At 75.0% G+C, this 23000-nt stretch carries 12 protein-coding genes; 10 read left to right on the forward strand and 2 right to left on the reverse strand.

All coding sequences use genetic code 11. The features are described 5' to 3' along the window. The first annotated feature begins 25 nt into the window (after positions 1 to 25). The 6 genes from ACF09E_RS14875 to ACF09E_RS14900 are packed head-to-tail and all read left to right on the forward strand — an operon-like array spanning position 26 to position 4155. Entirely contained in the window at positions 26 to 490 is a 465-nt protein-coding gene (locus ACF09E_RS14875; RefSeq protein WP_361859438.1) for a cupin domain-containing protein, read from the forward strand. Further along, positions 487 to 1755, forward strand: coding sequence for a beta-ketoacyl-[acyl-carrier-protein] synthase family protein (locus tag ACF09E_RS14880; protein WP_392205557.1), 1269 nt, complete (start codon positions 487 to 489; stop codon positions 1753 to 1755). Before ACF09E_RS14875 ends, ACF09E_RS14880 begins: the two co-directional genes overlap by 4 nt. Beyond that, positions 1752 to 2999: a ketosynthase chain-length factor gene (locus tag ACF09E_RS14885; protein ID WP_392205558.1), complete on the forward strand. Its 1248-nt coding sequence runs from the start codon at positions 1752 to 1754 to the stop codon at positions 2997 to 2999. The genes ACF09E_RS14880 and ACF09E_RS14885 overlap by 4 nt, the downstream gene beginning before the upstream one ends. Positions 3000 to 3023: 24 nt before the next feature. Further along, complete coding sequence (locus tag ACF09E_RS14890) at positions 3024 to 3284, forward strand: phosphopantetheine-binding protein (RefSeq protein ID WP_148003505.1); 261 nt, start codon at positions 3024 to 3026, stop codon at positions 3282 to 3284. Positions 3285 to 3286: 2 nt separating this feature from the next. Then, positions 3287 to 3766, forward strand: a complete 480-nt coding sequence (locus tag ACF09E_RS14895; protein ID WP_361859447.1) for an SRPBCC family protein — start codon at positions 3287 to 3289, stop codon at positions 3764 to 3766. Between the two features lie 56 nt (positions 3767 to 3822). After that, positions 3823 to 4155: a TcmI family type II polyketide cyclase gene (locus ACF09E_RS14900; protein WP_361859450.1), complete on the forward strand. Its 333-nt coding sequence runs from the start codon at positions 3823 to 3825 to the stop codon at positions 4153 to 4155. A gap of 87 nt (positions 4156 to 4242) precedes the next feature. Here ACF09E_RS14900 and ACF09E_RS14905 read toward each other — a convergent pair whose 3' ends face one another. Beyond that, positions 4243 to 5292, reverse strand: coding sequence for a methyltransferase (locus ACF09E_RS14905; RefSeq protein WP_392205559.1), 1050 nt, complete (start codon positions 5290 to 5292; stop codon positions 4243 to 4245). A gap of 53 nt (positions 5293 to 5345) precedes the next feature. Beyond that, the gene (locus tag ACF09E_RS14910; protein WP_392205560.1) at positions 5346 to 6404 is read right to left on the reverse strand and encodes a nitrous oxide reductase family maturation protein NosD; all 1059 of its coding nucleotides are present in this window, start codon (positions 6402 to 6404) and stop codon (positions 5346 to 5348) included. Positions 6405 to 7361: 957 nt separating this feature from the next. Between ACF09E_RS14910 and ACF09E_RS14915 the strand changes: the two genes are divergently transcribed. The 4 genes from ACF09E_RS14915 (at position 7362) to ACF09E_RS14930 (ending at position 22992) form a co-directional block, all read left to right on the forward strand. Further along, a complete protein-coding gene (locus ACF09E_RS14915; RefSeq protein WP_392205561.1) occupies positions 7362 to 10445 on the forward strand; it encodes an amino acid adenylation domain-containing protein in 3084 nt (1027 codons plus the stop codon). A 273-nt stretch (positions 10446 to 10718) separates the two neighbouring features. Continuing rightward, positions 10719 to 16313, forward strand: a complete 5595-nt coding sequence (locus ACF09E_RS14920) for an amino acid adenylation domain-containing protein (RefSeq protein WP_392205562.1) — start codon at positions 10719 to 10721, stop codon at positions 16311 to 16313. Further along, a complete protein-coding gene (locus ACF09E_RS14925; protein ID WP_392205563.1) occupies positions 16310 to 19558 on the forward strand; it encodes an amino acid adenylation domain-containing protein in 3249 nt (1082 codons plus the stop codon). The genes ACF09E_RS14920 and ACF09E_RS14925 overlap by 4 nt, the downstream gene beginning before the upstream one ends. A 122-nt stretch (positions 19559 to 19680) precedes the next feature. Next, complete coding sequence (locus ACF09E_RS14930; protein WP_392205564.1) at positions 19681 to 22992, forward strand: AMP-binding protein; 3312 nt, start codon at positions 19681 to 19683, stop codon at positions 22990 to 22992. The last annotated feature ends 8 nt before the right edge of the window (positions 22993 to 23000 follow it).

Consider the following 23000-nt stretch of genomic DNA (forward strand, 5'->3'; position numbering starts at 1 on the left):
ACTGCCACATCTGGAGGTACACACCATGCCCAAGCCACGCATCGTGACCTTGAGCGAGACGGAACCCAACCGCAGGCGCGGGGGTGATCTGCGGGCCATGCTCACGCCGGCCACCGTGGGTTCCACCAGCGGCTTCATGGGTCTGGCCATCGTCCAGCCGGGCGAGCGGATCGGCGAGCACTACCACCCGTACTCCGAGGAGTTCGTCTACGTCGTCTCGGGCGCCCTGGAGGTGGACCTCGACGGCGAGACGTTCGCGCTGGAGCCCGACCACGGCCTCCTGATCCCGATCGACGTGCGCCACCGGTTCCGCAACGTGGGCGACGTGGAGGCCCGCATGGTCTTCCACCTCGGTCCGCTGGCCCCCCGGCCGAGCCTCGGGCACGTCGACACCGAGGTCACCGAGGAGGCCCAGCTGGCCGCCGCGGGCCCGCACCTGACCGTGCACGCCCCGGCGCCGGTGGCCGAGCGCAGCGGGGCCATCGAGTGACCCGGCGCGTGGCCGTCACCGGCATCGGTGTGGTCGCTCCCGGCGGCACCGGGACGAAGGCGTTCTGGGACCTGCTCTCCGCCGGCCGTACCGCGACCCGCGGCATCACCCTGTTCGACCCGGCCGGCCTGCGCTCGCGCATCGCCGCCGAGTGCGACTTCGACCCGCTGGACCACGGTCTGGACCCGGAGCTGAGCAGCCACGCCGACCGGTACATCCAGTTCGCCGTCGTCGCGGCCGGCGAGGCCGTCCGCGACTCGGGGCTCGACACCGACGCCGAGGACCCCTGGCGCGTCGCCGTCTCCCTGGGCAGCGCGGTCGGCGGCACGACCCGTCTCGAGCACGACTACGTGCTGGTCAGCGAGCGCGGACAGCGCTGGGACGTGGACCACCGCGCTGCCGCGCCCCAGCTGCACATGGCGTTCTCGCCGAGCACGCTGGCCTCCGTGGTGGCCGAGCGGTTCGGCGCCCGCGGCCCGGTGCAGACCGTCTCCACGGGCTGCACCTCCGGCCTGGACGCCGTGGGCTACGCCTTCCACACCATCGAGGAGGGGCGGGCGGACGTCTGCATCGCGGGTGCGTCGGACTCCCCCATCTCCCCCATCACCATGGCCTGCTTCGACGCCATCAAGGCCACGTCCCCCGACAACGACGACCCGGAGCACGCCTCCCGGCCCTTCGACAACAACCGGAACGGTTTCGTCATGGGCGAGGGCGCGGCGGTCCTGGTCCTGGAGGAGTACGAGCACGCCAGGGCCCGCGGTGCGCACATCTACTGCGAGATCGGCGGCTACGCCACCTTCGGGAACGCGTACCACATGACCGGTCTGACCGGCGAGGGACTGGAGATGTCCCGGGCGATCGACACCACGCTCGACCAGGCCCGGCTCGACCCCACGCTGATCGACTACGTCAACGCGCACGGCTCGGGCACCCGGCAGAACGACCGGCACGAGACCGCCGCGGTGAAGCGGTCCCTGGGCGCGCACGCCTACGACACCCCCATGAGCTCCATCAAGTCCATGGTGGGGCACTCGCTGGGGGCGATCGGGGCGATAGAGGTGGCCGCCTGCGTGCTGGCCCTGCAGCACCAGGTGGTCCCGCCCACGGCGAACTACGAGACCCCCGACCCCGAGTGCGACCTGGACTACGTGCCGCGCACCGCCCGCCCCCGGAAGCTGAGGAACGTGCTCTCCGTGGGCAGCGGATTCGGCGGCTTCCAGTCCGCGGTGCTCCTGACGGGAACGGGCGGGAGGACACGATGAGCACTCAGCGCCCACGGCGCGCGGTCGTCACCGGCATCGGGGTGATCGCGCCCAACGGACTGCGGGCCGACGCGTACTGGAAGTCCGTCCGCGGAGGCGTCGGCGTACTGGACCGGATCACCCGCGAGGGGTGCGGCGACCTGCCGCTGAAGGTCGCCGGCGAGGTGCGGGGCTTCGACGCCTCGGCCCTGATCGAGGAGCGCTTCCTCGTCCAGACCGACCGGTTCAGTCACTACGCGATGGCCGCCGCCCAGCTCGCCGTCGACGACGCCGGGCTCGGCCACGACGACCCGGAGGAGCCCTTCTCCATCGGCGTCGTCACCGCGGCCGGTTCCGGCGGCGGCGAGTTCGGCCAGCGGGAGCTCCAGAAGCTCTGGGGCCAGGGCTCCAAGTTCGTCGGCCCGTACCAGTCCATCGCCTGGTTCTACGCCGCGAGCACCGGTCAGATCTCCATCCGGAGCGGGTTCAAGGGCCCGTGCGGCGTCGTCGCGAGCGACGAGGCCGGCGGACTCGACGGCATCGCCCACGCGGCCCGGGCCGTGCGGCGCGGGACCGGCGCGGTGATCGTCGGGGCCGCGGAGGCGCCCCTGGCCCCGTACTCGATGGTGTGCCAGCTCGGCTATCCGGAGCTGAGCACCGTCGAGGACCCGGACCGGGCCTACCGGCCCTTCACCGCCGGAGCCTGCGGCTTCGTCCCGGCGGAGGGCGGCGGGATGCTCGTCGTGGAGGACGAGACCCGGGCCAGGGACCGCGGGGCGGTCGTCCGGGCCGTCGTCGCCGGGCACGGCGCCACGTTCACCGGCGCGTCCCGCTGGGCGGAGTCCCGGGAGGGACTCGCCCGCGCGATCCGCGTCGCGCTGGACGAGGCCCGCTGCGCTCCGGAGGAGGTCGACGTGGTCTTCGCCGACGCCCTGGGCGTACCGGACGCGGACCGTGCCGAGGCGCTGGCGATCGCCGACGCCCTCGGCCCGCACGCCGCCCGCGTGCCCGTCACGGCCCCCAAGACGGGCATCGGCCGCGCCTACTGCGGCGCTCCCGTCCTGGACACCGCCGCCGCGGTCTTCGCGATGGAGCACGGCGTGGTCCCGCCCACCCCCAACGTGTTCGACATCTGCCACGACCTCGACCTGGTGATGTCCCGCGCTCGGCCCGCCGAGCTGCGCACGGCCCTCGTCCTCAGCCGGGGACTCATGGGATCCAACGCGGCGCTGGTCGTGCGCCGCGGCGACGACTCCGCCCGGTAGGACCGGGCGGGAAGGAGAACACAGATGATCACCACCGCACTGACCTTCGACGAACTCGCCGCGCTGATGAAGCAGGCGGCCGGCGTGACGGTCGAGCCCCGGGAGCTGGAGAAGGCCCCGGACGCGCCGTTCACCACCCTGGGCCTCGACTCGCTCGGCCTGCTCGGGATCGTCGGCGAGGTCGAGAACCGGTACGGCGTGGCGCTGCCCACCGACGCCGAGCGCTGCAAGACGCCGGCCGAGTTCCTCGGTCTGGTGAACAACGCCCTCAAGACGGGAGTCTGACGTTGTCCGGTCACACTGACAACAGCATCACCATCGACGCGCCGCTCGACCTCGTCTGGGACATCACCAACGACATCGAGAACTGGCCGAACCTGTTCAGCGAGTACGCCGCGCTGGAGGTGCTCTCGCGCGAGGGCGACTCGACCACCTTCCGTCTGACCATGCACCCGGACGAGTCCGGGAAGGTGTGGAGCTGGGTGTCGGAGCGGACCGTCGACCGCGCCGCGCGGACGGTCCGCGCCCGCCGCGTCGAGACCGGCCCGTTCGCCCACATGGACATCCGGTGGGAGTACGAGCAGACCCCGGCCGGCGTCCACATGCGCTGGGTGCAGGACTTCGCGATGAAGCCCGACGCCCCGGTCGACGACGCGTGGATGACGGACAACATCAACCGGAACTCGCGGACGCAGATGGCGCTCATCCGGGACCGCATCGAGCAGGTCGCCCGTGACCGCCGGGGCGCCCCGGTCCTGCCGGGCTGACCGGCCGCCGGAGCGTCCGGCACGCCCACCCCCTGAACTCCGAGGAAGGAAGCCCCATGCACCACGCTCTGATCGTCGCCCGGATGGCGCCCGGTTCGGCGCCGGCGATCGCGGACGTGTTCGCCGCGTCCGACCGCGGCGAACTCCCGCACCTGGTCGGCGTCAACCGGCGTCGCCTGTTCCAGTTCGGTGATGTGTACCTGCACCTCATCGAGTCGGAGCGGGACCCGGCCCCGGCCATCGCCAAGCTGACCGGCCACCCGGAGTTCCGGGACGCCAGCGAGCGGCTGTCGGCGTACGTCAGCGCCTACGACCCGGAGACCTGGCGGAGCCCGAAGGACGCCATGGCGCAGTGCTTCTACCGCTGGGAGCGCGACGGGGTCTCCTGATCCCGAGGCAGCACGGCGGACACCCGAGGCCGCCCGCCCCGCGTACGACGCGGAGCGGGCGGCCTCGGGTTTCCCTGCGGGCTGTCGTCAGGCGGGAACCGTGCACTCGAAGGCGTGGAGGTACGCGTTGACCGGGCGGATCTCGCCGATGACGAGTCCGGCGTCGGTCAGCCGGTCGACCATGCTCTGCCGGGTGTGCTTGGCGCCGCCGACGTTGAGGAGCAGCAGCAGGTCCATCGCGGTCGTGAACCGCATGGACGGGGTGTCGTCCACGAGGTTCTCGATCACGACGACCCGGGCGCCGGGGCGGGCCGCCCGGCAGACGTTGGCGAGCGCCCTGCGGGTGCTGTCGTCGTCCCACTCCAGGATGTTCTTGATGATGTACACGTCCGCCTCGACCGGGATGTCCTCGCGGCAGTCGCCGGGGACGACGCGGACGCGGGAGCTCAGCTCGCCGCCGTCCCGCAGGCGCGGATCGGCGTTCTCCACCACTCCGGGGAGGTCGAGCAGGGTGCCCCGCAGGTCGGGGTAGCGCTCCAGCAGGCTGGCCAGGACGTGGCCCTGGCCGCCGCCGATGTCCGCGACGGAGGAGGCCTCCCGCAGGTCGAGGAGGTCGGCGACGTCCTGGGCGGACTGCCGGCTGGACGTGGTCATGGCCCGGTTGAAGACGTACGCGGACTCGGGGGCCTCCTCGTTGAGGTACGGGAAGAACTCCTTCCCGTACACGTCCTCGAAGACGTTTCCGCCGGAGCGGACGGCCTCGTCGAGCTTCGGCCACACGTCCCAGGTCCACGGCTCGGTGCACCACAGGGCGATGTAGCGCAGGCTGTGCGGGTCGTCCTCGCGCAGCAGCCGGGACATCTCCGTGTGGGCGAAGGTGCCGTCGGGGTTCTCGGTGAAGACGCCCTGGCAGGACAGCGCGCGCAGGAGGCGCAGCAGGGTCCGGGGCTGGGCCTGTACCGCGGTGGCCAGGTCCTCCGGGGTCATGGGCGTGTCGCCGAGGGCGTCCGCGACGCCGAGGCGGACGGCGGCCCGGACGGCGGCGGCGCAGGCCGCGCCGAACACGAGCTCCCTGAGCCGCATGGGCGGCGGCGGGGCCGGATCGACGGTCCGGGATACCGGGTCAACAGTGGTCATCTGTCGCCTTGTCTGTGCGGTGGTGCCGTGTGGATGGGGTGCGGGGCCGGTCGTCAGCAGAGGCCCGCGGGCTCCGAGACCCCGCAGGTGTTGCCGCGGAAGGTGTTGCCCTGGCCGGTGTCCCGGTTGGCGAGGTCGGCCGAGCCGTTGCGGAGCACGACGTTGTCGCGGATCTCGTTGCGCTCGTTGAGGGCGCCGACGAAGCTCTTGAAGAGCACGATGCCGCCGGACAGGGGCGAGGCGCCGACGTTGTCCTCGATCCTGTTCTCGGCCACCAGCGTCTCCTCGGCGCCGGTGAGGACGATTCCCGAACCCTGGAGGAAGGGCAGGCGGGGCGTCTTGGGGCACAGCTTGTTGTTGTCGTGGACGTGGTTGCGGCGCAGGGTCATGGCGCCGGCGCGCGGGGTGGACTCGTCGCCCACGACGAACACGGCGGCGCAGTTGCCGGTGGCCTCGTTGCGCTCGACGGTGAGGTTCCGCAGGCGTCGCACGGTGACGCCGATCCGGTTGCCGGTCACGCGGTTGTGGCTGATCACGGTGCCCCGGGCGTCGACGGCGCCGGACTCCGTGTCGGTGGTGTTGGAGACGAAGAGGCCCGCGTCGGCGTTGTCGCGGGCGGTGTTGTGCGTGAGGGCGCTGCGGACGGACCGCTCCAGGGCGATGCCCCAGTTGCCGTTCTTCTCGGCGGTGACCCGCTGGATCCTCAGCCGGTCGGTCCGCGAGGCCCACAGCCCGTTCCTGGTGAAGCCCCTGAGGGTGAGCGAGCGTACGGTGACGTCCTCGACGGGCCGGTCGGCGGTGCCGGTCACACAGACGCCGTGGCCGGCCTTCGCGCAGGTGTCGGCGCCGTCGCCGGGCACGAGGACGGTGGGGAAGACGGTCGAGCCCCGGAGGGTCAGGTTCGACGTGGTGATGCGGACGCTCTCGCGGTAGGTCCCGGGAGAGAGGACGACCGTGTCCCCGGGCTTCGCGGCGTCCACTGCTCTCTGGATCGATTCGCCGGGCTTGACCCGGTGCACCGTCCGATGGTCGGCCGTCGGTGCGGCGGCCCCCATCCCCGAGACCACGAGGGTCACGGTGCATGCCAGGTAGGCGATCTGTCGTCTGGTCATACGGGGAAGCTAAGAGCGGGTCCGCGGCCCCGCCACCGCTGATCGTCCAGGCGGACCTAGGCATACCTCCCTGCGGTCCACGCGCCGGGCGTGGCGCGCGGCTCCCGGGCCGGATCGGTGCTCCAGGGCGGACGGGGCCGTCCCCGGGCCGACCGTCGGGGACGTGCTCAGGGCGGTGGGCGGCGTCGCGGGCCCGCGTGGGGCGGCCGCCGTCCCGAGCGGCGGACCGGACGCCGCCGTCCTGAGCGGCGGACCGGACGCGGCCGGTGGTCGCCGCCCGGCCGCAGGGCGGCGGGCCGGGACGGCGGGGCCGGTGCGGGACGCGTTCGCCTCCGGTCCGCACGCGGTCCCGGTCGTCGCGGCCGCACACTGGGAGGGGCGGCCTCGCCGGCCGTCATCGTCACCGTGCGGGTGCCGCCGGGCGGAGCGGGGCGGCGGGGGCCGGAGCTGGGCGCGGGTCCGCGCGGCACGGAGGCGCGGGCGCCGTCCTGGCGGGACGGCAGCCTCGCGGAAGGCCGATCTCCCGTCGGCAGGGCCGAGGTTGACGACACGTCAGGGGCGATCATACACACGGATGTTTGGGTGCAAGCCGGTAGACGTCGCCCTGGACATGAAGGCTGATTCCGGGCGGTGGACGGCTCTTGACGGTGCCTGGGCGGTGTGCGAATCTCTCGACAGGTCTGGACCAATGGGCTTCATCGGGCGGGGCCGGAGATACCAGAAGCTACGGGGCATCCTGGCGTCTCCGGCGGTCCGGACCTCTCTCGGCCGTCGGCCGGTCCTCCGGGGGGGGTGGACCGGCCCCCATCCGACGACCGGTGCCGCCACCGAACCCGGCTCCTCCGGCGTGCCCGCGGGCACCTCGGCCCGGCCGTCCGGTGGCCCGCGCCCCTGCCGCGTCCGCACGTCCACGCTGCTGCTCATCCGTTCTGCTCCGACGTCCTAAGCGAGCTGCCGATGTCCGAAGTCCTCTTCCGGTCCGACCGCACTCCGGCCTCCCCCGCCCAGCAGGGGGTCTGGCTGACCGATCGGCTGGGACTGGCCCGCGAGGCGTTCCACATGCCCCTGCGGATCTCTTTCGACCGGGTCGACGCACCCGCGCTGTGCCGTGCGGTGGCCGCCGTGACCGAGCGCCACCCGGCCCTCGCCGCCCGCCTGGTGGAGCGTGACGGGCGGATCTGGCAGGAACCTGCCGCGCGGCCGCCCGAGCTGACCCTCCTCGACGCACCCGCGGACGAGGCGGCCCTGGAGCGGCTGCTCGACGCCGACGCGGCCCGCCCGTTCGCCCTGGAGACCGGTCCGCTCAGCCGCTTCAGCCTCTACCGACGCCCCGACGGGAGCTCCGAACTCCTCGTCACCGCCCATCACTCGGTCTTCGACGGCAACTCCAAGGACGTACTGGTCCGGGACCTCGCCGCCGCGTACGGGGCGACCCCGCTGCCGCCCTCCCCCGGCGCACCGGCCGGGTCCGCGGCGGATCCGGACGCGGTACGGCGGGCCGCCGCGTTCTACGGGCCGCGCTGGGCCGCCGCGACCGAGCCGGTGCTCCCCGGCGCGCTCCGCGCACCGACCTCCGCGGGCCCCGGGGAGGCCGTCGCATGGCGCCTCGACAGCGTCGAGGCGAAGGAGCTGACCACGGCGGCCGCCACCGCCGGCACCACCTCCTTCGAGTTCCTGCTCGCCGCCCTGCACGGACTGCTGCGCCGCTACGGCGGGGAGGCCGTGCCGGTCTCCGTACCGCTCTCCACCCGAAGACCCGAACTCGCCTCCGAGATCGGCATGTTCGTCAACGAACTCCCCGTCCACGCACCCGCGGCCGACCCGTCGCAGCCCTTCACCGCCTTCGCCGCGGCCGTCCGGACCGAGCTGCGCTCCGGCTATCCCTTCCGCGACGTGCCCTTCGGCGCCGCCGTCCCGGCCCTGGAGCCCCGCGTCGGCCTGACGGCCGTCTCGCTCGGCTACCGCCGCCGCGGCCCGGACCCCGACTTCGGCGGCGCCGGTGCCCGGATCTCCTGGGCCGTGCACAACCGCACCGCCCGCAACACCCTCCATCTGCAGATCGTCGAAGAGCCCGACGCCTCGGGCGGGGCACTCGACTTCAGCCTCCAGTACGACCCCGCCGTCCTGGCCCCCGAGACCGCCCGCCGGATCGCCGGCCACTACCGGACCCTGCTGGCCGGAGCCGCCGCCTCGCCCACCACTCCGCTGCGGGACCTGCCGCTCCTGGACCCCGCCGAGCTCCGGGCCGTCACCCTGGCGCCCAACGCCACCGACCGGCCCTATCCGGCCGACCGGACCGTCCTCGACCTGGTCCGCGCCCAGGCGGACGCGACCCCCGCGGCGATCGCGGTCAGCGCCGCCGACCGACGGCTCAGCTACCGCGAACTACTGCGTCGTGTCGACGATTTGACGGAGGCGCTCCGCTCCGGAGGCGTCCGTCCCGGCGATCTGGTCGCCCTCCATCTGGACCGCACCGCCGACCTTCCGGCCGCGTTGCTCGCCGTCCTCGCCGCCGGCGCGGCCTACCTGCCGCTGGACCCCGGATACCCGGCCGAGCGCCTCGCCCTCGTCCTGCGCGACTCGGGAGCCTCGCTGCTGCTCGCGGACCGCGACCCCTCCCCCGCGGTCGCCGCGGCCGCCCCGGCGGTGCTGCGACTCCCGACGGCGTCGGAGCGGGCCCGGGGCAGGACCGCCGACACCGCGCCCGGCCCGGACGACGTGGCGTACGTGCTCTACACCTCCGGCTCCACCGGCCGCCCCAAGGGCGTCTCGGTCGGCCACCGCGCGCTGGTGAACCTGCTCACCTCCTTCGCCGACCTGCTCGCGGCCGGCCCCGGCCACCGCTGGCTCGGCCTGACCTCGCTCTCCTTCGACATCTCCGCCCTGGAGCTCTACCTCCCGCTGATCACCGGTGGCCGCCTCGTCCTGGCACCGGAAGGCCTCGCCGTCGACGGCCCCGGACTGCTCGCCCTGATCGGCGCCGAGGACGTGACCCACGTCCAGGCCACCCCCTCCGGATGGCGGGTCATGCTCACCGCCGGGACCGGCATCGACGCCCTCTCCACCGTCACGGGTCTGGCCGGCGGCGAGGCACTCCCGCTCCCCCTCGCCCGCGCGCTGCGGGCGCGCACCGCACGGCTGTTCAACGTCTACGGGCCCACCGAGACGACCGTCTGGTCGACCTGCGCGGAGCTCCCCGCCGAGCCGGAGCGCGTCGGGATCGGCCGCCCGATCGCCAACACCCGGGTGTACGTCGTCGACGACCGGCTGCGGCCCACCCCGCTCGGCATCCCCGGGGAGCTGCTGATCGGCGGGGACGGCGTGGCGCACGGCTACCTCGGCCGGCCCGAGCTGACCGCCGAGCGGTTCGTGCCCGACCCCTTCGGTCCCCCGGACACCCGGCTCTACCGCACCGGCGACCTCGCCGTGTGGACGGAGAGCGGCGAACTCGACTTCCTCGGGCGGATCGACGACCAGGTCAAGATCCGTGGCCACCGGATCGAACTCGGCGAGATCGAGTCCGCGCTCCTGGAGCACCCGGCGCTCGCCGCGGCCGCCGTCGCCGTCCGCACCGAGGAGGACGGCGAGCCCTTCCTCGCCGGCTACCTGGTCCCGGCCGACGGCGCCCGTCCGCCCGCCCCGGCCGCACTGCGGGACCATCTGCTGCGTACGCTGCCGGCCGCGATGGCCCCGCAGCGGTGGCTCACCCTGGAGGGGCTGCCGCTCACGCCGAACGGCAAACTGGACCGGCGGGCCCTGCCGCACCCCCCGCGCGAGGCTCCGGCATCCCCGGGGGACGCACGGGACGCCGGGTCCGACGACGAGACGACCCGGACGGTCCGCCGGATCTGGGCCGAGGTGCTGGGCCTGCCCGACATCGGCCCCGAGGACGATCTGTTCGACCTCGGCGGGCACTCGCTGACCGTGGTCCGGATCGCCGCCCGCATCCGCGACGCGCTCGGCGTGGAGGTGGACTTCGACGTCTTCTTCGACGTCCCGACCCCGGCGGGCATCGCCGCCGCCGTCCGCGCACTCCTCTAGACCCGCGGTCCCGTCGGACCGCACTCACCCCCGCCGGGGCACGGGCCGCCCGGCCCGTGCCCGGCCCCGCCCTGCCCCGGTCGGCCGACCGCACGGGTCCCGCCCTGCACCGGACCGCCGACCGTCCGGGTCCCGCGCCCGCTCCGAACCGGACACCGGCACGGCCGGCCGGTCGGCACCCGCACCCGCACCCGCACCCGCACCCGCATGTGGCCTTCGCCCCGCTCTCCGATCCCACGCACCTTCCTTCCGAAACGCCCGAACAGGACCCCGATGACGGATACCCAGGACCTGCCCACCGGCTGGTCCGCAGCCAAGCGCGCCCTGCTCAGCCAGCGGCTGCGCGGCACGGCAGCCCCCGCCCGGGTGGTGGAGCCCCGCCCGGCGGACACCTCACCGCCGCTCTCCAGCGGCCAGGAACGCCTCTGGTTCATGGACCAGTTCGCCCCCGGATCCACGGCGTACACACTGGCTCCGGCCCGCCGCCTCCGCGGCCCGCTCGACCGCGCCGCGCTGGACGCCGCGCTCACCGACCTGGTGGCCCGGCACGAGAGCCTGCGGATGACCTTCCCCGCCACCGAGGCCGGCACCGCCGAGGTACGGGTCGCCGAGCCCGCCCCGTTCACCGCCCGGCACGTGGACGCCACGACCGACCCCGACCCTGAGGCACGGGCGACCGCCGCACTCGGCGCCCTCATCGCGGAGCCCTTCGACCTCGGGGCCGGCCCACTGGTGCGCGCCCTGGTGGTCCAGGTCGCCGAGGACGACCACGTCCTCGCCCTGGTCATGCACCACATCATCTGCGACGGCTGGTCGATCGACCTCCTCCACCGCGAACTCGACCTCCGGTACGCCCACCACGCCCACGAGGAGCCCGGCGAACTTCCGGCCCTGGACGTTCAGTTCGGCGACTACGCCCGCTGGCAGCGGGACCGTCTGGAGAACGGCCCGCTCGCCGCCTCCCGCGCGTACTGGCGCACGGCGCTCGACGGCGTCCCGGCCCTCGACCTGCCCTCCGACCGGCCGCGGCCGCCCCTGTTCACGTTCGACGGCGCCGCCACCGAGTTCCGCTGGAGCCCGGACCTCTCCCGCCGGATCGGCGAGGCCGCGCGGGCGTACGGCGCCTCGACGTACATGGTCCTCATGGCCGGGTTCCAGGCCCTCCTCGGGCGCCACGCGGGGCAGCGCGACTTCGCCGTCGGCTCGGCCGTCGCCGGTCGCCTGCACCGTGAACTGGAGAACGTCGTCGGGGCGTTCGTCAACATGCTGCCGATCCGCGCCCGGCTCTCCGCCGAACTGGAGTTCGGGCAGTTGATCAGCCGGGTCCGCGAGACCACGCTCGACGCGTACGCGCACCAGGAGGTGCCGTTCGAGCAGATGGTCGGCGACCTGGCGGTGGAGCGCGACGTCAGCCGCGCCGCGGTCTTCCAGACCACCTTCGCCTTCCAGAACTACGGCGACCGCGCGGCCGGCCCCGCGACGGGCCCGGCGGGCCTGGACTCCCGGGGCTTCGGCTACGAGGCCACCACCACCCACGCCGACCTCGCCCTCTACATGCGCGAGGAGGCGGACGGCGGCCTGTACGGGCTGCTCACCTACCGCACCGACCTCTTCGACGCCGGCACCGTCGAGCGCCTCGTCGAACGCTTCGAGCTGCTGGTCACGGCGGGCGTCGCCGACCCCGCGCTGCCGGTCGACCGGCTGCCGCTCCTGGGCGCGGCCGAGCGTACGGCCGTCCTGGAGACCTGGGCCGCGGGGCCCGCGCTCCCGGACGACGGCCCCGCCACCCTCACCCGGGCGCTGGCCGACGCCGCCGCCCGGACGCCCGGCGATCCGGCACTGGTCTTCGGGGACCGCACCCTGTCCTACGGCGACCTCGACCGCCGGGCCAACGCCATGGCCCGGCGCCTGCGGGCCCTGGGCGTGGCCGCGGACGACCGGGTGGCCGTCTGCCTGGAGCAGTCCCCCGAGCTGGCGGTCGCCCTGGTCGCGGTGCTCAAGGCCGGCGGCGGCTATCTGCCCCTCGACCCCGAACAGCCCCCCGCACGGCTCGCCCACCTGGTCGCCGACGCCGGGGCCCGGGTCCTGATCACCGACCGCGCGCTGCGCCCGCGGTTCGGCGACCACCCCGCGGTCGACCTGCTGACCGACGGGGCCCACGGGACGGACGGCGAGGACGGGTCGCCCCTGCCGGAGGCCTCCGGCGCCGACCACCTGGCGTACGTCATCTACACCTCGGGCTCCACCGGTGCGCCCAAGGGCGTGGCGGTGCAGCACCGTCAGTTCCTCCACTACCTGGCGGGCGTGCGCGAGCGGCTCCGGATCGAGCCCGGGGCGTCCTACGGGCTGCTGCAGTCGCTGTCCTTCGACTTCAGCATGACCATGCTCTACCTGGCCCTGACCACGGGCGGCCGGGTGCACCTGCTGCCGCGCCGGATCGCCGGCGTGGAACTCGCCGGCGAGATCGAGCGGGCCGGCATCGAGTACCTGAAGATGACGCCCTCCCACCTGGCCGCCCTGACGGCCGACGCTCCGCTCGTCGAGCTGCTGCCGAGCCGCGCGCTGGTCCTCGGCGGCGAGGCCAGCGGCGCGTCGTGGGCGGCGGGCATCGCCGCGCTCGGCCGCTGCGCGGTGTTCAACCACTACGGTCCGACCGAGGCGACGGTGGGCATCACCGTCCACGAGGTGACCGCCCGGGCGGCGGGCGCGTCCGGCAGCACCCCGATCGGAACACCGCTGGCCGGCGGGCGCTGCTACGTCCTGGACGAGAACCGCGAGCCCGTGCCGCCCGGGGTGACCGGGGAGCTGTACGTGGGCGGGGACCGGCTGGCCCGCGGCTACCTCGGACGGCCGGACCTCACCGCTGAGCGCTTCCTGCCCGACCCGTACGCGCCCCGACCGGGCACGCCCGGGACCACTTCCCCGCTGATGTACCGCACCGGCGACCTGGCGCGCTGGCGGTCCGACGGGGCGCTGGAGTACCTGGGCCGCGGCGACGACCAGATCAAGGTCCGCGGCTACCGCGTCGAGCCCGGCGAGATCGAGGCCGCGCTCACCGCCCTGCCCGGCGTCACCCAGGCGGTGGTCACGGTCCGCGGCGAGGGCGTCCGGCAGAACCTCGTCGCCCACCTGGAGCGCCCCGCCGGCGGCGAACCGCCGACCGCGGCCGAACTCCGCGCCGCGCTGGGCGAGGTGCTGCCGGACTACATGGTCCCGGCCCGGTACGTCGTGCTGGAACGGCTGCCGCTGCTCGCGCACGGCAAGGTGGACCGGAAGGCGTTGCCGGCTCCGGCGGACGGTCCTGCGGAGGGCACCCGGGTGGACCCCGAGGGCGAGACCGAGCAGGTGATCGCCGCCCTCTGGGCGGACCTGCTGGAACTCCCCCGGGTCGGCGCGCTGGACGACTTCTTCGAACTCGGAGGCCACTCCCTCCTCGCCACCCAGGTCGTCGCGCGGATGCGGCGGGCCTTCCCCGACCTGGCCACCCCCGTCGGTGTGATGGACCTCTTCACGCACCCGACGGTCCGCCGGCTCGCCGAGCTGGTCACCGCGCCCGAGGGGGACCGCGGTCCGCTGCGGCTGCTGCACCGGCTCACCCCGGAGCGCCGAGAGCTCGCCGGCAGCGTGGTCTGCGCCCCCTACGGCGGAGGCAGCGCCCTGATCTACAAGCCGCTCGCCGACGCCATGCCGGCGGACTGGGCCCTGCACTCCCTCGCCGTCCCCGGCCACGAACTGGGCGAGGAGGCGATGGACATCGACGAGGTCGCGCGGCTCTGCGCCGAGGAGATCGTCGCGAACGTCGCCGGCCCGCTGGTGCTCTACGGCCACTGCGGGGTCGGTGTCCGGCTGACCGTGGAGATCGCCCGCCGGGTGGAGGCCGCCGGCCGGAAGATCGACGCCGTGCACCTCGGGGGCATCTTCCCGTTCGCCCGACCGGGGGGCCGGGGCGCCGCGCTCGCCGAGCGGTTCGCCGAACTCTCCGCCCGTCTGCGCAGCGACCAGGGCATGATCAACGCCCTGGCCGCCGCGGGACTGGACACCGACGAGGTGGACGAGGACCAGCTGCGGCTGATCGTGCGCAACCGGCGGGTCGGCACCAAGGAGGCCGAACGCTACTTCGGCGAGCTCTACGAGACCGAGGGCGGGGTCCTGTCGGCGCCGGTGATCGCCGTGTGCGGCGACCGCGACCCGGCGACCGAGTTCTACGAGGAGCGGTTCCGCGAGTGGCACCGCATCACCGGGACCGCCGCGGTGGTGGTGCTGGACGAGGCGGGGCACTTCTTCCTCAAGTACCGGGCGCCGGAGCTGGCCGCCATCCTGACCGGGGTGCACCGCTCGCTCGCCGCCGGGGAGGAGGCGCGCCACCGGCGTGCCGACGGCGCGACCTGGTGGCTGGCCGGGCTGTCCCGCGACGGCGCGGGGGCGGAGTCCGTCGCCGGGGTGCCGGAGGAGGCGGAGGCGGCCGGGCGGGCGGGCCGGGGGGACCGGGCCGGGGCGCGGGGAAGGTCCGGGACGCGCCGCCCGGTCCGCCCGACCATGGGCCGTTTCCTCACCATCGCCACCGGCCAGCAGCTCTCGATGATCGGCTCGGCCCTGACCGAGTTCGCGCTGCCGATCTGGGTCTACCTGCAGACCGGTTCGCTGTTCCAGCTCGGGCTGCTCGCCGCCTTCGGCCTGGTGCCGGGCATCGTGGTCGCCCCGCTGGCCGGTGCCGTCGTGGACCGGGGCGACCGCCGCCGGGTGATGCTCTGGGGCGACGTGGCCGCCGGTCTCACCCAGGCCGCCATGCTGGTGCTGTACCTCGGCGGTTCGCTGGAGGTCTGGCACTGCTACGTGATGATCTCCCTGCTCTCCGCCGCACTCGCCTTCCAGCGGGTCGCCTGGGGTTCGGCGGTCCCGCAGCTGGTGCCCAAGCGCTACCTCGGCCGCGCCAACGGCGTGGTGCAGATGGCGCTCGGCCTGGCCCAGTTCCTCGTCCCGCTCATCGCCGTCGGCATCCTGCACGTGATCGGCCTCGGCGGCATCCTGGTCTTCGACGTCGTCAGCTATCTGCTCGCCACCGGTGTGACCCTGGCGGTGCGCTTCCCCGACGCGATGGCCGCCACCCGCCGGGAGAGCGTCGCCGCCGAGATGCGGGCCGGGTTCCAGCGGGCCCTCGGCAGCCGCTATTTCCGGGCCATGCTGTTCTGGTTCGCGCTGCTCAACATCTTCCTCTCGCCGCTCTTCCTCCTCGTCACCCCGCTGGTCCTCTCCTTCTCGTCGACCGCGGCCGCGGGCTGGGTCTCCACCGCGGCCGGACTCGGCGCCGTCCTGGGCGGGCTCACCCTGCTGGTCTGGGGAGGCCCGCGACGGATGCGGCTGCGCGGCGTCCTGTGCGCCACCCTCGGCCTCGCCGCCGCCTGCGTCCTCACCGGACTACGGCCCTCGGTGGCCGTGGTCGCCGCCGGCGCGTTCGGCATGACCTACGGGCTCGCCCTGCTCAACGGCATCTACGCGACGGTCGTCCAGACCAAGGTCCCGATGCGCTTCCACGGGCGGGTGATCGCGGTGAACACCATGGTCGCCTGGTCCACCCTGCCGATCGGGTTCGCCCTGGTGGCCCCGGTGGGCCCGGGGCTGCTCCAGCCCCTGATGGACGAGGGCGGCGCGCTGGCCTCCAGCGTCGGCGCGCTGATCGGCACCGGTGACGGGCGCGGCATCGGCCTGCTCTACCTGGTGTTCGGCCTCGCCATGGCCGCACTGGCCCTCGTCAGCTTCTTCGTTCCCGTCCTGGCCCGGTTCGACCGGGAAGTCCCCGACGCCGAGTCCGACGACCTGATCGGCCTGGAGACCCTCCAGGCCCGTGCGAAAGGCGAGATCACCGCATGAGCTCCCCGACCGCGGACACCCGCCATCCGCTGACCGACGAGCAGCGCCGGCTCTGGATGCTCCAGCAACTGCACCCGGAGGACGCCGGGTTCAACATGTACCTGAACCGGCGCTGGAGCGGCCCGCTCGACCCGCGCGCCCTGCGCACGGCGCTCACCCGGCTGACCGCACGGCACCAGGTGCTGCGCACCCGGTTCACGCTGGACGGCGAGCGGCCCGTCCAGGTCGTCGAGCCCGTGCGCGAGGTCGTACTCACCCGCGTTCCGCTCCCCGACGCGGCGGACGAGGCGGCCTTCACCGCGGCCTGCGCCCCCTTCGCCAACGCCCCGTTCGACCTGGGTGAGCGCCCGCCGCTCCGCGCCGTCCTGGTCAGCTCCGGCGAGCACGAGCACGCGCTGAGCGTGGTGGTCCACCACATCGTCTCCGACGGCTGGTCGTTCACCGTGCTCTGGCGGGAACTCCTCGCGCTCTACCGCGAGGAGATCGGCGAGGGGCCCGCCGGGCTCCCGGAACTGGAGCTGTGCTTCGGCGACTTCGCACGCGCCGAACGGGCCAGGCTCGACGGCGGCGCCGCCGAGGAGGCCTTCCGGTACTGGAGCGGGCGACTGGCCGGTGTCGGAGCCCTGCGGATGCCCCTGGACCACCCCCGGCCGGCCGAACCCGCCCGGCCTGCCGGCTTCGCCGACCTCGCCCTCGGCGCCGATCTCGTCGCCGGGATCGACTCCCTGGCCCGCGAGCAGCGCTGCACCCCGTTCATGGTGCTGCTCGCTGCCTACCAGATGGTGCTGGCCCGCTGGAGCGGCAGCCTCGACTTCGCCGTCGGCACCCCCCTCGCCGGCCGCACCGAGACGGCCCACGAGGCGCTGCTCGGCTACTTCGCCCGCACCGGGGTGATCCGCGCGGACCTCACGGGGGACCCCGACTTCCGTACCGTGCTGCGCCGGGTCCGGACCGCCACGATGGCCGCGCTGAGCCATCAGGACGTGCCGGTCGAGCGGGTGGCCGCCGCACTGGGACTGCCCGTGCGGCCCGGGGCCGACGCGCTCTGCCAGGCGGTGTTCGTCCACCAGAGCCAGCACGACCCGGCCGACGCGGGCGCGGTGCTGCCCGCGGGCGTCCGCACGGCCGGCATGCACTCGGGCTTCGACCGGGCCAAGACCGATCTGCTGCTGGACAGCTGGCGCACCCCGGACGGCGGGATGACGCTCTCCTTCTGCTTCGACCGGGAGCTCTTCGAGCGGTCCACGGTCGAGGCGCTCGCCCGCCGGGTCCGCGGACTGCTGGCCCGCGCCGTCCTGGACGCCGGGACCCCCCTGCACGGCGACTGGCTGCTGACCGGCGAGGAGCGCGCCGGGCTGCTCGCCCTCGGTGCCGGGCCCTCCGTCGCCGGGGACGCCCCACCGGTCCTGCGCGGTTTCGCCGGCCAGGTCGCCGCCCGCCCCGGCGCGCCCGCCCTCGTCTGCGCGGGCGAGGTGCTCACGTACGCCGAACTCGACCGCGCGTCGGACGCGTTGGCCCGGCGGCTGGGTCCGGTGGCGGGCCGCGCGGTGGGGGTCCTGATCGAGCCCTCCTTCGGCCTGGTCGTCGCGCTGCTGGCGATCTGGAAGGCCGGGGCGGGCTACCTGCCGCTCGATCCCGCCCACCCCGGCGAGCGGCGGCGGCTGATGCTCGACGAGGCGGACGCCGCCCTGCTGGTCACCGGCGGCGACCGGCCGGACCTCGGCGTCCCGGTGCTGGTCCTCGACGAGCCGTCCGCCGGCGCCGGGGGGACCGAGGAGCCGGGTGCCGTGCCCGGAGCCGACGGAGCAGCGGCCGACCCGGGCGGACTCGCGTACGTCCTCTACACCTCGGGCTCGACCGGCGTCCCCAAGGGGGTCGCCGTCGAGCACGGCGCCCTCGCCGAGCGCGTCCGGTGGATGGCCGGCCCGGAGGGCTACGGGCTCGGGCCCGGCGACCGGATCGTGCAGTTCGCGTCGATCGGGTTCGACACCCACGCCGAGGAGCTCTGGCCCGCCCTCACGGCGGGCGCCTGCGTCGTCCTGCTGCCCGGCGGCGGGCGGATGCTGCCGGACCTGCTGCGCGGGGAGGCGGGACGGTCCGTCACCGTCCTCGACCTGCCCACCGCGTACTGGCAGGAGCTGGTGTCGCTGGGCGAGGGCACGCCCTGGCCGCCGGCGCTGCGCCTGGTGGTCCTCGGCGGCTCCGAGGCACGTGCCGTCACCCTCGCCCAGTGGCGGGAGCGGCACGGCGACGGCGTCCGCCTCGTCAACACCTACGGGCCGACCGAGGCCACCGTCATCGTCACCGCGGGCGATCTCGCGGGCGGCCGCGCCGACGCCCCCGTCGTCGGACCGGACGCCGGGCGGCGTCCCCCGCTCGGCCGCCCGCTGCCGGGCGTGCGCCTCTACGTGCTGGACGAGCGCGGCGGTCTCCTGCCCGCCGGCGCCGAGGGCGAGCTGTACGTCGGCGGCCGCGGCCTGGCGCGCGGCTACGTCGACCGGCCCGGGCTCACCGCGGAGGCCTTCCTGCCGGACCCGTTCGCCGACGCGCCCGAGGCACGGATGTACCGCACCGGGGACCGCGTCCGGTGGCGTGCCGACGGGCAGCTGGAGTTCCTCGGCCGCGCCGACGACCAGGTGAAGATCCGGGGATACCGGATCGAGCCGGCCGAGATCGAGGCCGCCCTCACCGCCCACCCGGCCGTCGCACGGGCGGCGGTGCTGGTCCGCGACGGGCGACGGCTGATCGCGTACGCCGTGCCGCGACCCGCGGCCGGGGAGGCCTCGGCCGCGGCGGGGGCGGGGGCACTGCGCGAGCACCTGGCCCGGCGGCTGCCGGCCTTCATGGTGCCGGAGGCCGTGGTGCTGCTGGACACCCTCCCGCTCACCGCCAACGGCAAGCTCGACACCGCCGCCCTCCCCGACCCCGGCCTCGATCCGGCGGGCGGTCCGGACGGGTATCTGGCGCCCCGCACCGAGGCCGAGGCCCTCGTGGTGGAGCTCTGGCAGCAGGTCCTCGGCCTGCCGAGGGTCGGGGTCGTGGACGATCTCCACGCCCTCGGCGCGGACTCGCTCCTGGTCACCCGGGTCGCCGCCCGCATCCGGGCGGACGTCGGGCTCGACGTGTCGATCCGCGACGTCTTCGAGAGCCCGACCGCGGCGGCCCTGGCGGCCCGGGTGGAGGCCCTGCTCATCGCCGAGATCGACGCCCTGAGCGAGGAGGAGGCCGCCGGCCGGCTGGTCTGACCCGCCACCGGGGAGTCCGTGCGCCGACCCGTCCCGCGCGGACTCCCCGCCGAGGAACACCCCCGCCCCGCCCGGTCGTGGGGCACCGGGTACGCCCGACGCCACCGCACGACCGGAGCGAGGTGCCCGACCACGCCGTACGAGCGGGGCGAGATGCCCACCGCGCCGTACCACCGGAACTGGGTGCCCGACGCCCCGCACTCCGCCGCAACGCCGGGCCGTGCGGTGCCCAAGGCGTCCGCCCGGACCGTCGCACGACCCGGGCGGACGCGCCCCCTCTCCCTCCACCCGCCCGGCCCCCTCTCCCTCCACCCGCCCGCCGCCCTTCCCCGACGAACGCACCGGAGATCACCATCGCCACCAACCCGCCGCCCGCCGCGACGACCGTCCCCGAGCTCCTCGACGCCCGTGCCGCCGAACACCCGGACCAGGCGGCCCTGCAGGTCGTCGGCGGCGGGCGGCTCTCCTACCGCCGCTGGCGCGAGGAGGCGCTGCGCGCCGCCCTCGGGCTCGCGGCCGCCGGGGTCGCACCGCGCGACCGGGTCGTGCTGCGCTTCTCCAACGCGCGCTGGGAGCGGTACGCCGTGGGCTTCCTCGCCGTCCAGTACGCGGGCGGGGTGCCCGTACCGGTCCGCGAGGACCTGTCCGCGACGGACGCCGCCGCCCTGGCCGCGCTGGCCGAGGCCCGCACGGTCCTGACGGACGGCGGGCTTCCGGGCGTACCGGGCCTCGTCGAGCTGACCCTGGACGCCCTGCTCACGGCGTACGACGCGGTGCCGGACGGCCCGCCGCACCGGGTCGGCCCGGACGACCCGGCGCAGGTGATCGGCACGTCCGGCACGACCGGCGCGCCCAAGGGCGTGCTCGCCGCCCACGGGAACCTGACCGCCGGCCTGGTCCCGCGCCCGCGGCGCCGCGCCTACGCCCACTCGCGGCACGCCCTGCACGCCTTCCCTATCGGAACCAACGCGGCCCAGGTGATGCTGCTCAACGCGCTGACCGCCACGCCCACCACGCTCAGCCTGCCCCGCTTCGACGCGGACCTGTTCGGCGACACCGTGCGGAGGTTCGGGGTGGGCACCGCCTTCCTGGTGCCCTCGATGGCGATCGAGCTGCTCCACGCGGGCACCGCGGGACGGTACGACCTGAGCAGTCTGCGGCTGGTCAACTCCTCGGCCGCGGCCCTGCCCGTGCCGGTGGCGGCCGCACTGGCGGCGGCCCTGCCCGACGCGACCCTGGTCAACACGTACACCTCCGCCGAGGCCTCGCCCGCGCAGATCTCGACCGTGGTCGACACCCGCCGGCCGGGCTCCCTGGGCCGTCCGGCGGACCCCCGCGACCTCCGGATCCTCGACGCGGAGGGGCTGCCGCTGCCGGCGGGCCGCGTCGGGGACGTCTGGCTCCGCCAGCCCGGGCCGCCCCGCGGCTACCTCGGCGCCGACGGCCGGGGCGACCGGGTGTTCCGGGACGGCTGGGTGCGGATGGGCGACGTCGGACACCTGGACCGGGACGGCTACCTGTACCTGGTCGACCGGGAGAGCGACGTCATCAAGAGCGGCGCGCTGAAGGTCTCCACGCTGCGGATCGAGGAGGTGCTGCACGAGCATCCCTCGGTCTCCGACGCGGCGGCACTCGGCGTGCCGCACCCGGTGATGGGGGCCGTCCCGGTGGCGGTGGTGGTGGCCGGACCCGGCGGTGTCGACCCGGACGAGCTGCGGCTGTTCCTGAGCGGACGGCTGAGCCGTCCCGAGCTCCCCGTCCGTCTCCTGGTCGCGGACGAACTGCCCAGGAACCCGAGCGGCAAGGTCCTCAAGCACCGGCTCCGCCCGCTGTTCGAGGCACCCGCGGAGCCGACCGGGCCCGTGGTCGCCCCGGCCACGGAGACGGAACTCCGGCTGGCGAAGCTCTGGCGGAGCCTGCTCGGCCGCCCCGTGACCGATGTGGCGGCCGAGTTCTTCGCGCTCGGCGGCGACTCGTTCCGGGCGGTCCAGCTCGCCACCGGGATCGGCGCCGAGTTCGGGATCCGGGCGGGCACCGCCCTGGTCTTCGAGCGGCCCTCGCTGCGGGCCCAGGCAGCCTGGCTGGACCACCCCGACCGGCGGCCGGCCGGCCCCGCCGGACCGGTCGCCCGACGGCCCGCCGCGCCGGACACCGTGACGCCGTATCTGGCCGCCCTCCGGGCGCAGCCGCACGCCGTCCCCCTCACCTCGCAGCAGGAGAACTTCTTCCGGTGGATGGCCGAGGCGCCCGGGCGGGACGCGGGCGCGGTGACGGCGCTGTTCCGGGTGACCGACCGGCTCGCGCCGGAGACCCTGGGCCGGGCCCTCACCGAGGTCGTCCGTCGCCATCCGGCGCTGCGCACCCGCTACGAGGCGGTGGACGGGGTGGTCCGGGCGGTGCTGGACGAGGAGCCCCGGGTGCGGATCACGCTGACCGCGGCTCCGGACGCCACGGACGCGGAGGTGGACGCGCTGCTGCTGGCAGAACGCGACCGGCTCACCGACCTGGGCCGCGACCCGATGACCCGCCTCCTGGTGGTCAGCCGGTCGGCGACCGACCACGTGGTGCTGGTCGCCGTGCACCACATGGTGTCCGACGGCTGGTCGATCGGGGTACTCCTGTCCGACCTGGGCGTCTGCTACTCCGCGCTGCGCCGGGGCCGGCCGGCCCCGCCCGCCCGGGTGGGCCCGGGCTACGGGGAGCTGGTGGACTGGGCGAACGGGCACTGGCCGGCCTCCCGCGCCCACTTCGCGGCCGCGCTCGCCGGCGCGCCGGAGGCCGTGGAGGAGTTCGACGGCCGCCGTCCGGTCGACGAGGTCCTCACCCGGGCCCTCGGGTTCGAGGTGCCGGTGCGGGCGGCGGACGCCCTGCGGGCCCGGGCGGCCGAGCTGGGCGCCACGCCCTTCCTGGCCGTCGCCGCCGCCTGGACCGGGCTGCTGGCGCGCCGCGGCGGCCGTCCCGACCTGGTGGTGATGACGCCGGTGCCCGGCCGCCCCCGGCCGGAGGCCGAGCGGACGGTGGGCTGCTTCGTCCAGTCGCTGCTGCTGCGGGTGGACGCGAGCGGGGGCCCCGGTTTCGCCGAGCTGGTGGACCGGCTGCGGACGGTCTACAGCGAGGCGCTCGACCACCAGCTGTACCCCTTCGCCGAGTTCAGCCCCTCCGTGCCGTTCGCGGCCTGGCTCCGGTACGAGGCCTGGGCCGCGCCCGCACAGCTGCCGGGCCTGACCTGCGAGCCCTGGGAGCTGCCGCGCGGCAGCACCGTGCCCTGGCCGCTGCCGGGCGGTGACCGGGGCGTGCCCGAGCTGACCGTGGTCGAGCAGCCGGACGGCGGGCTGCGGTGCTGGTTGCAGTACAACGCGCTGGCCTTCGACCTTCCCGTGGTCACCGGACTGGCGGAGGAGTTCACCGCGGCGCTGACCGCGGCCTGCGGCTGAGGCCCCGG

This window comes from Streptomyces sp. NPDC014891 (genome assembly GCF_043081085.1).
Taxonomy (GTDB): domain Bacteria; phylum Actinomycetota; class Actinomycetes; order Streptomycetales; family Streptomycetaceae; genus Streptomyces.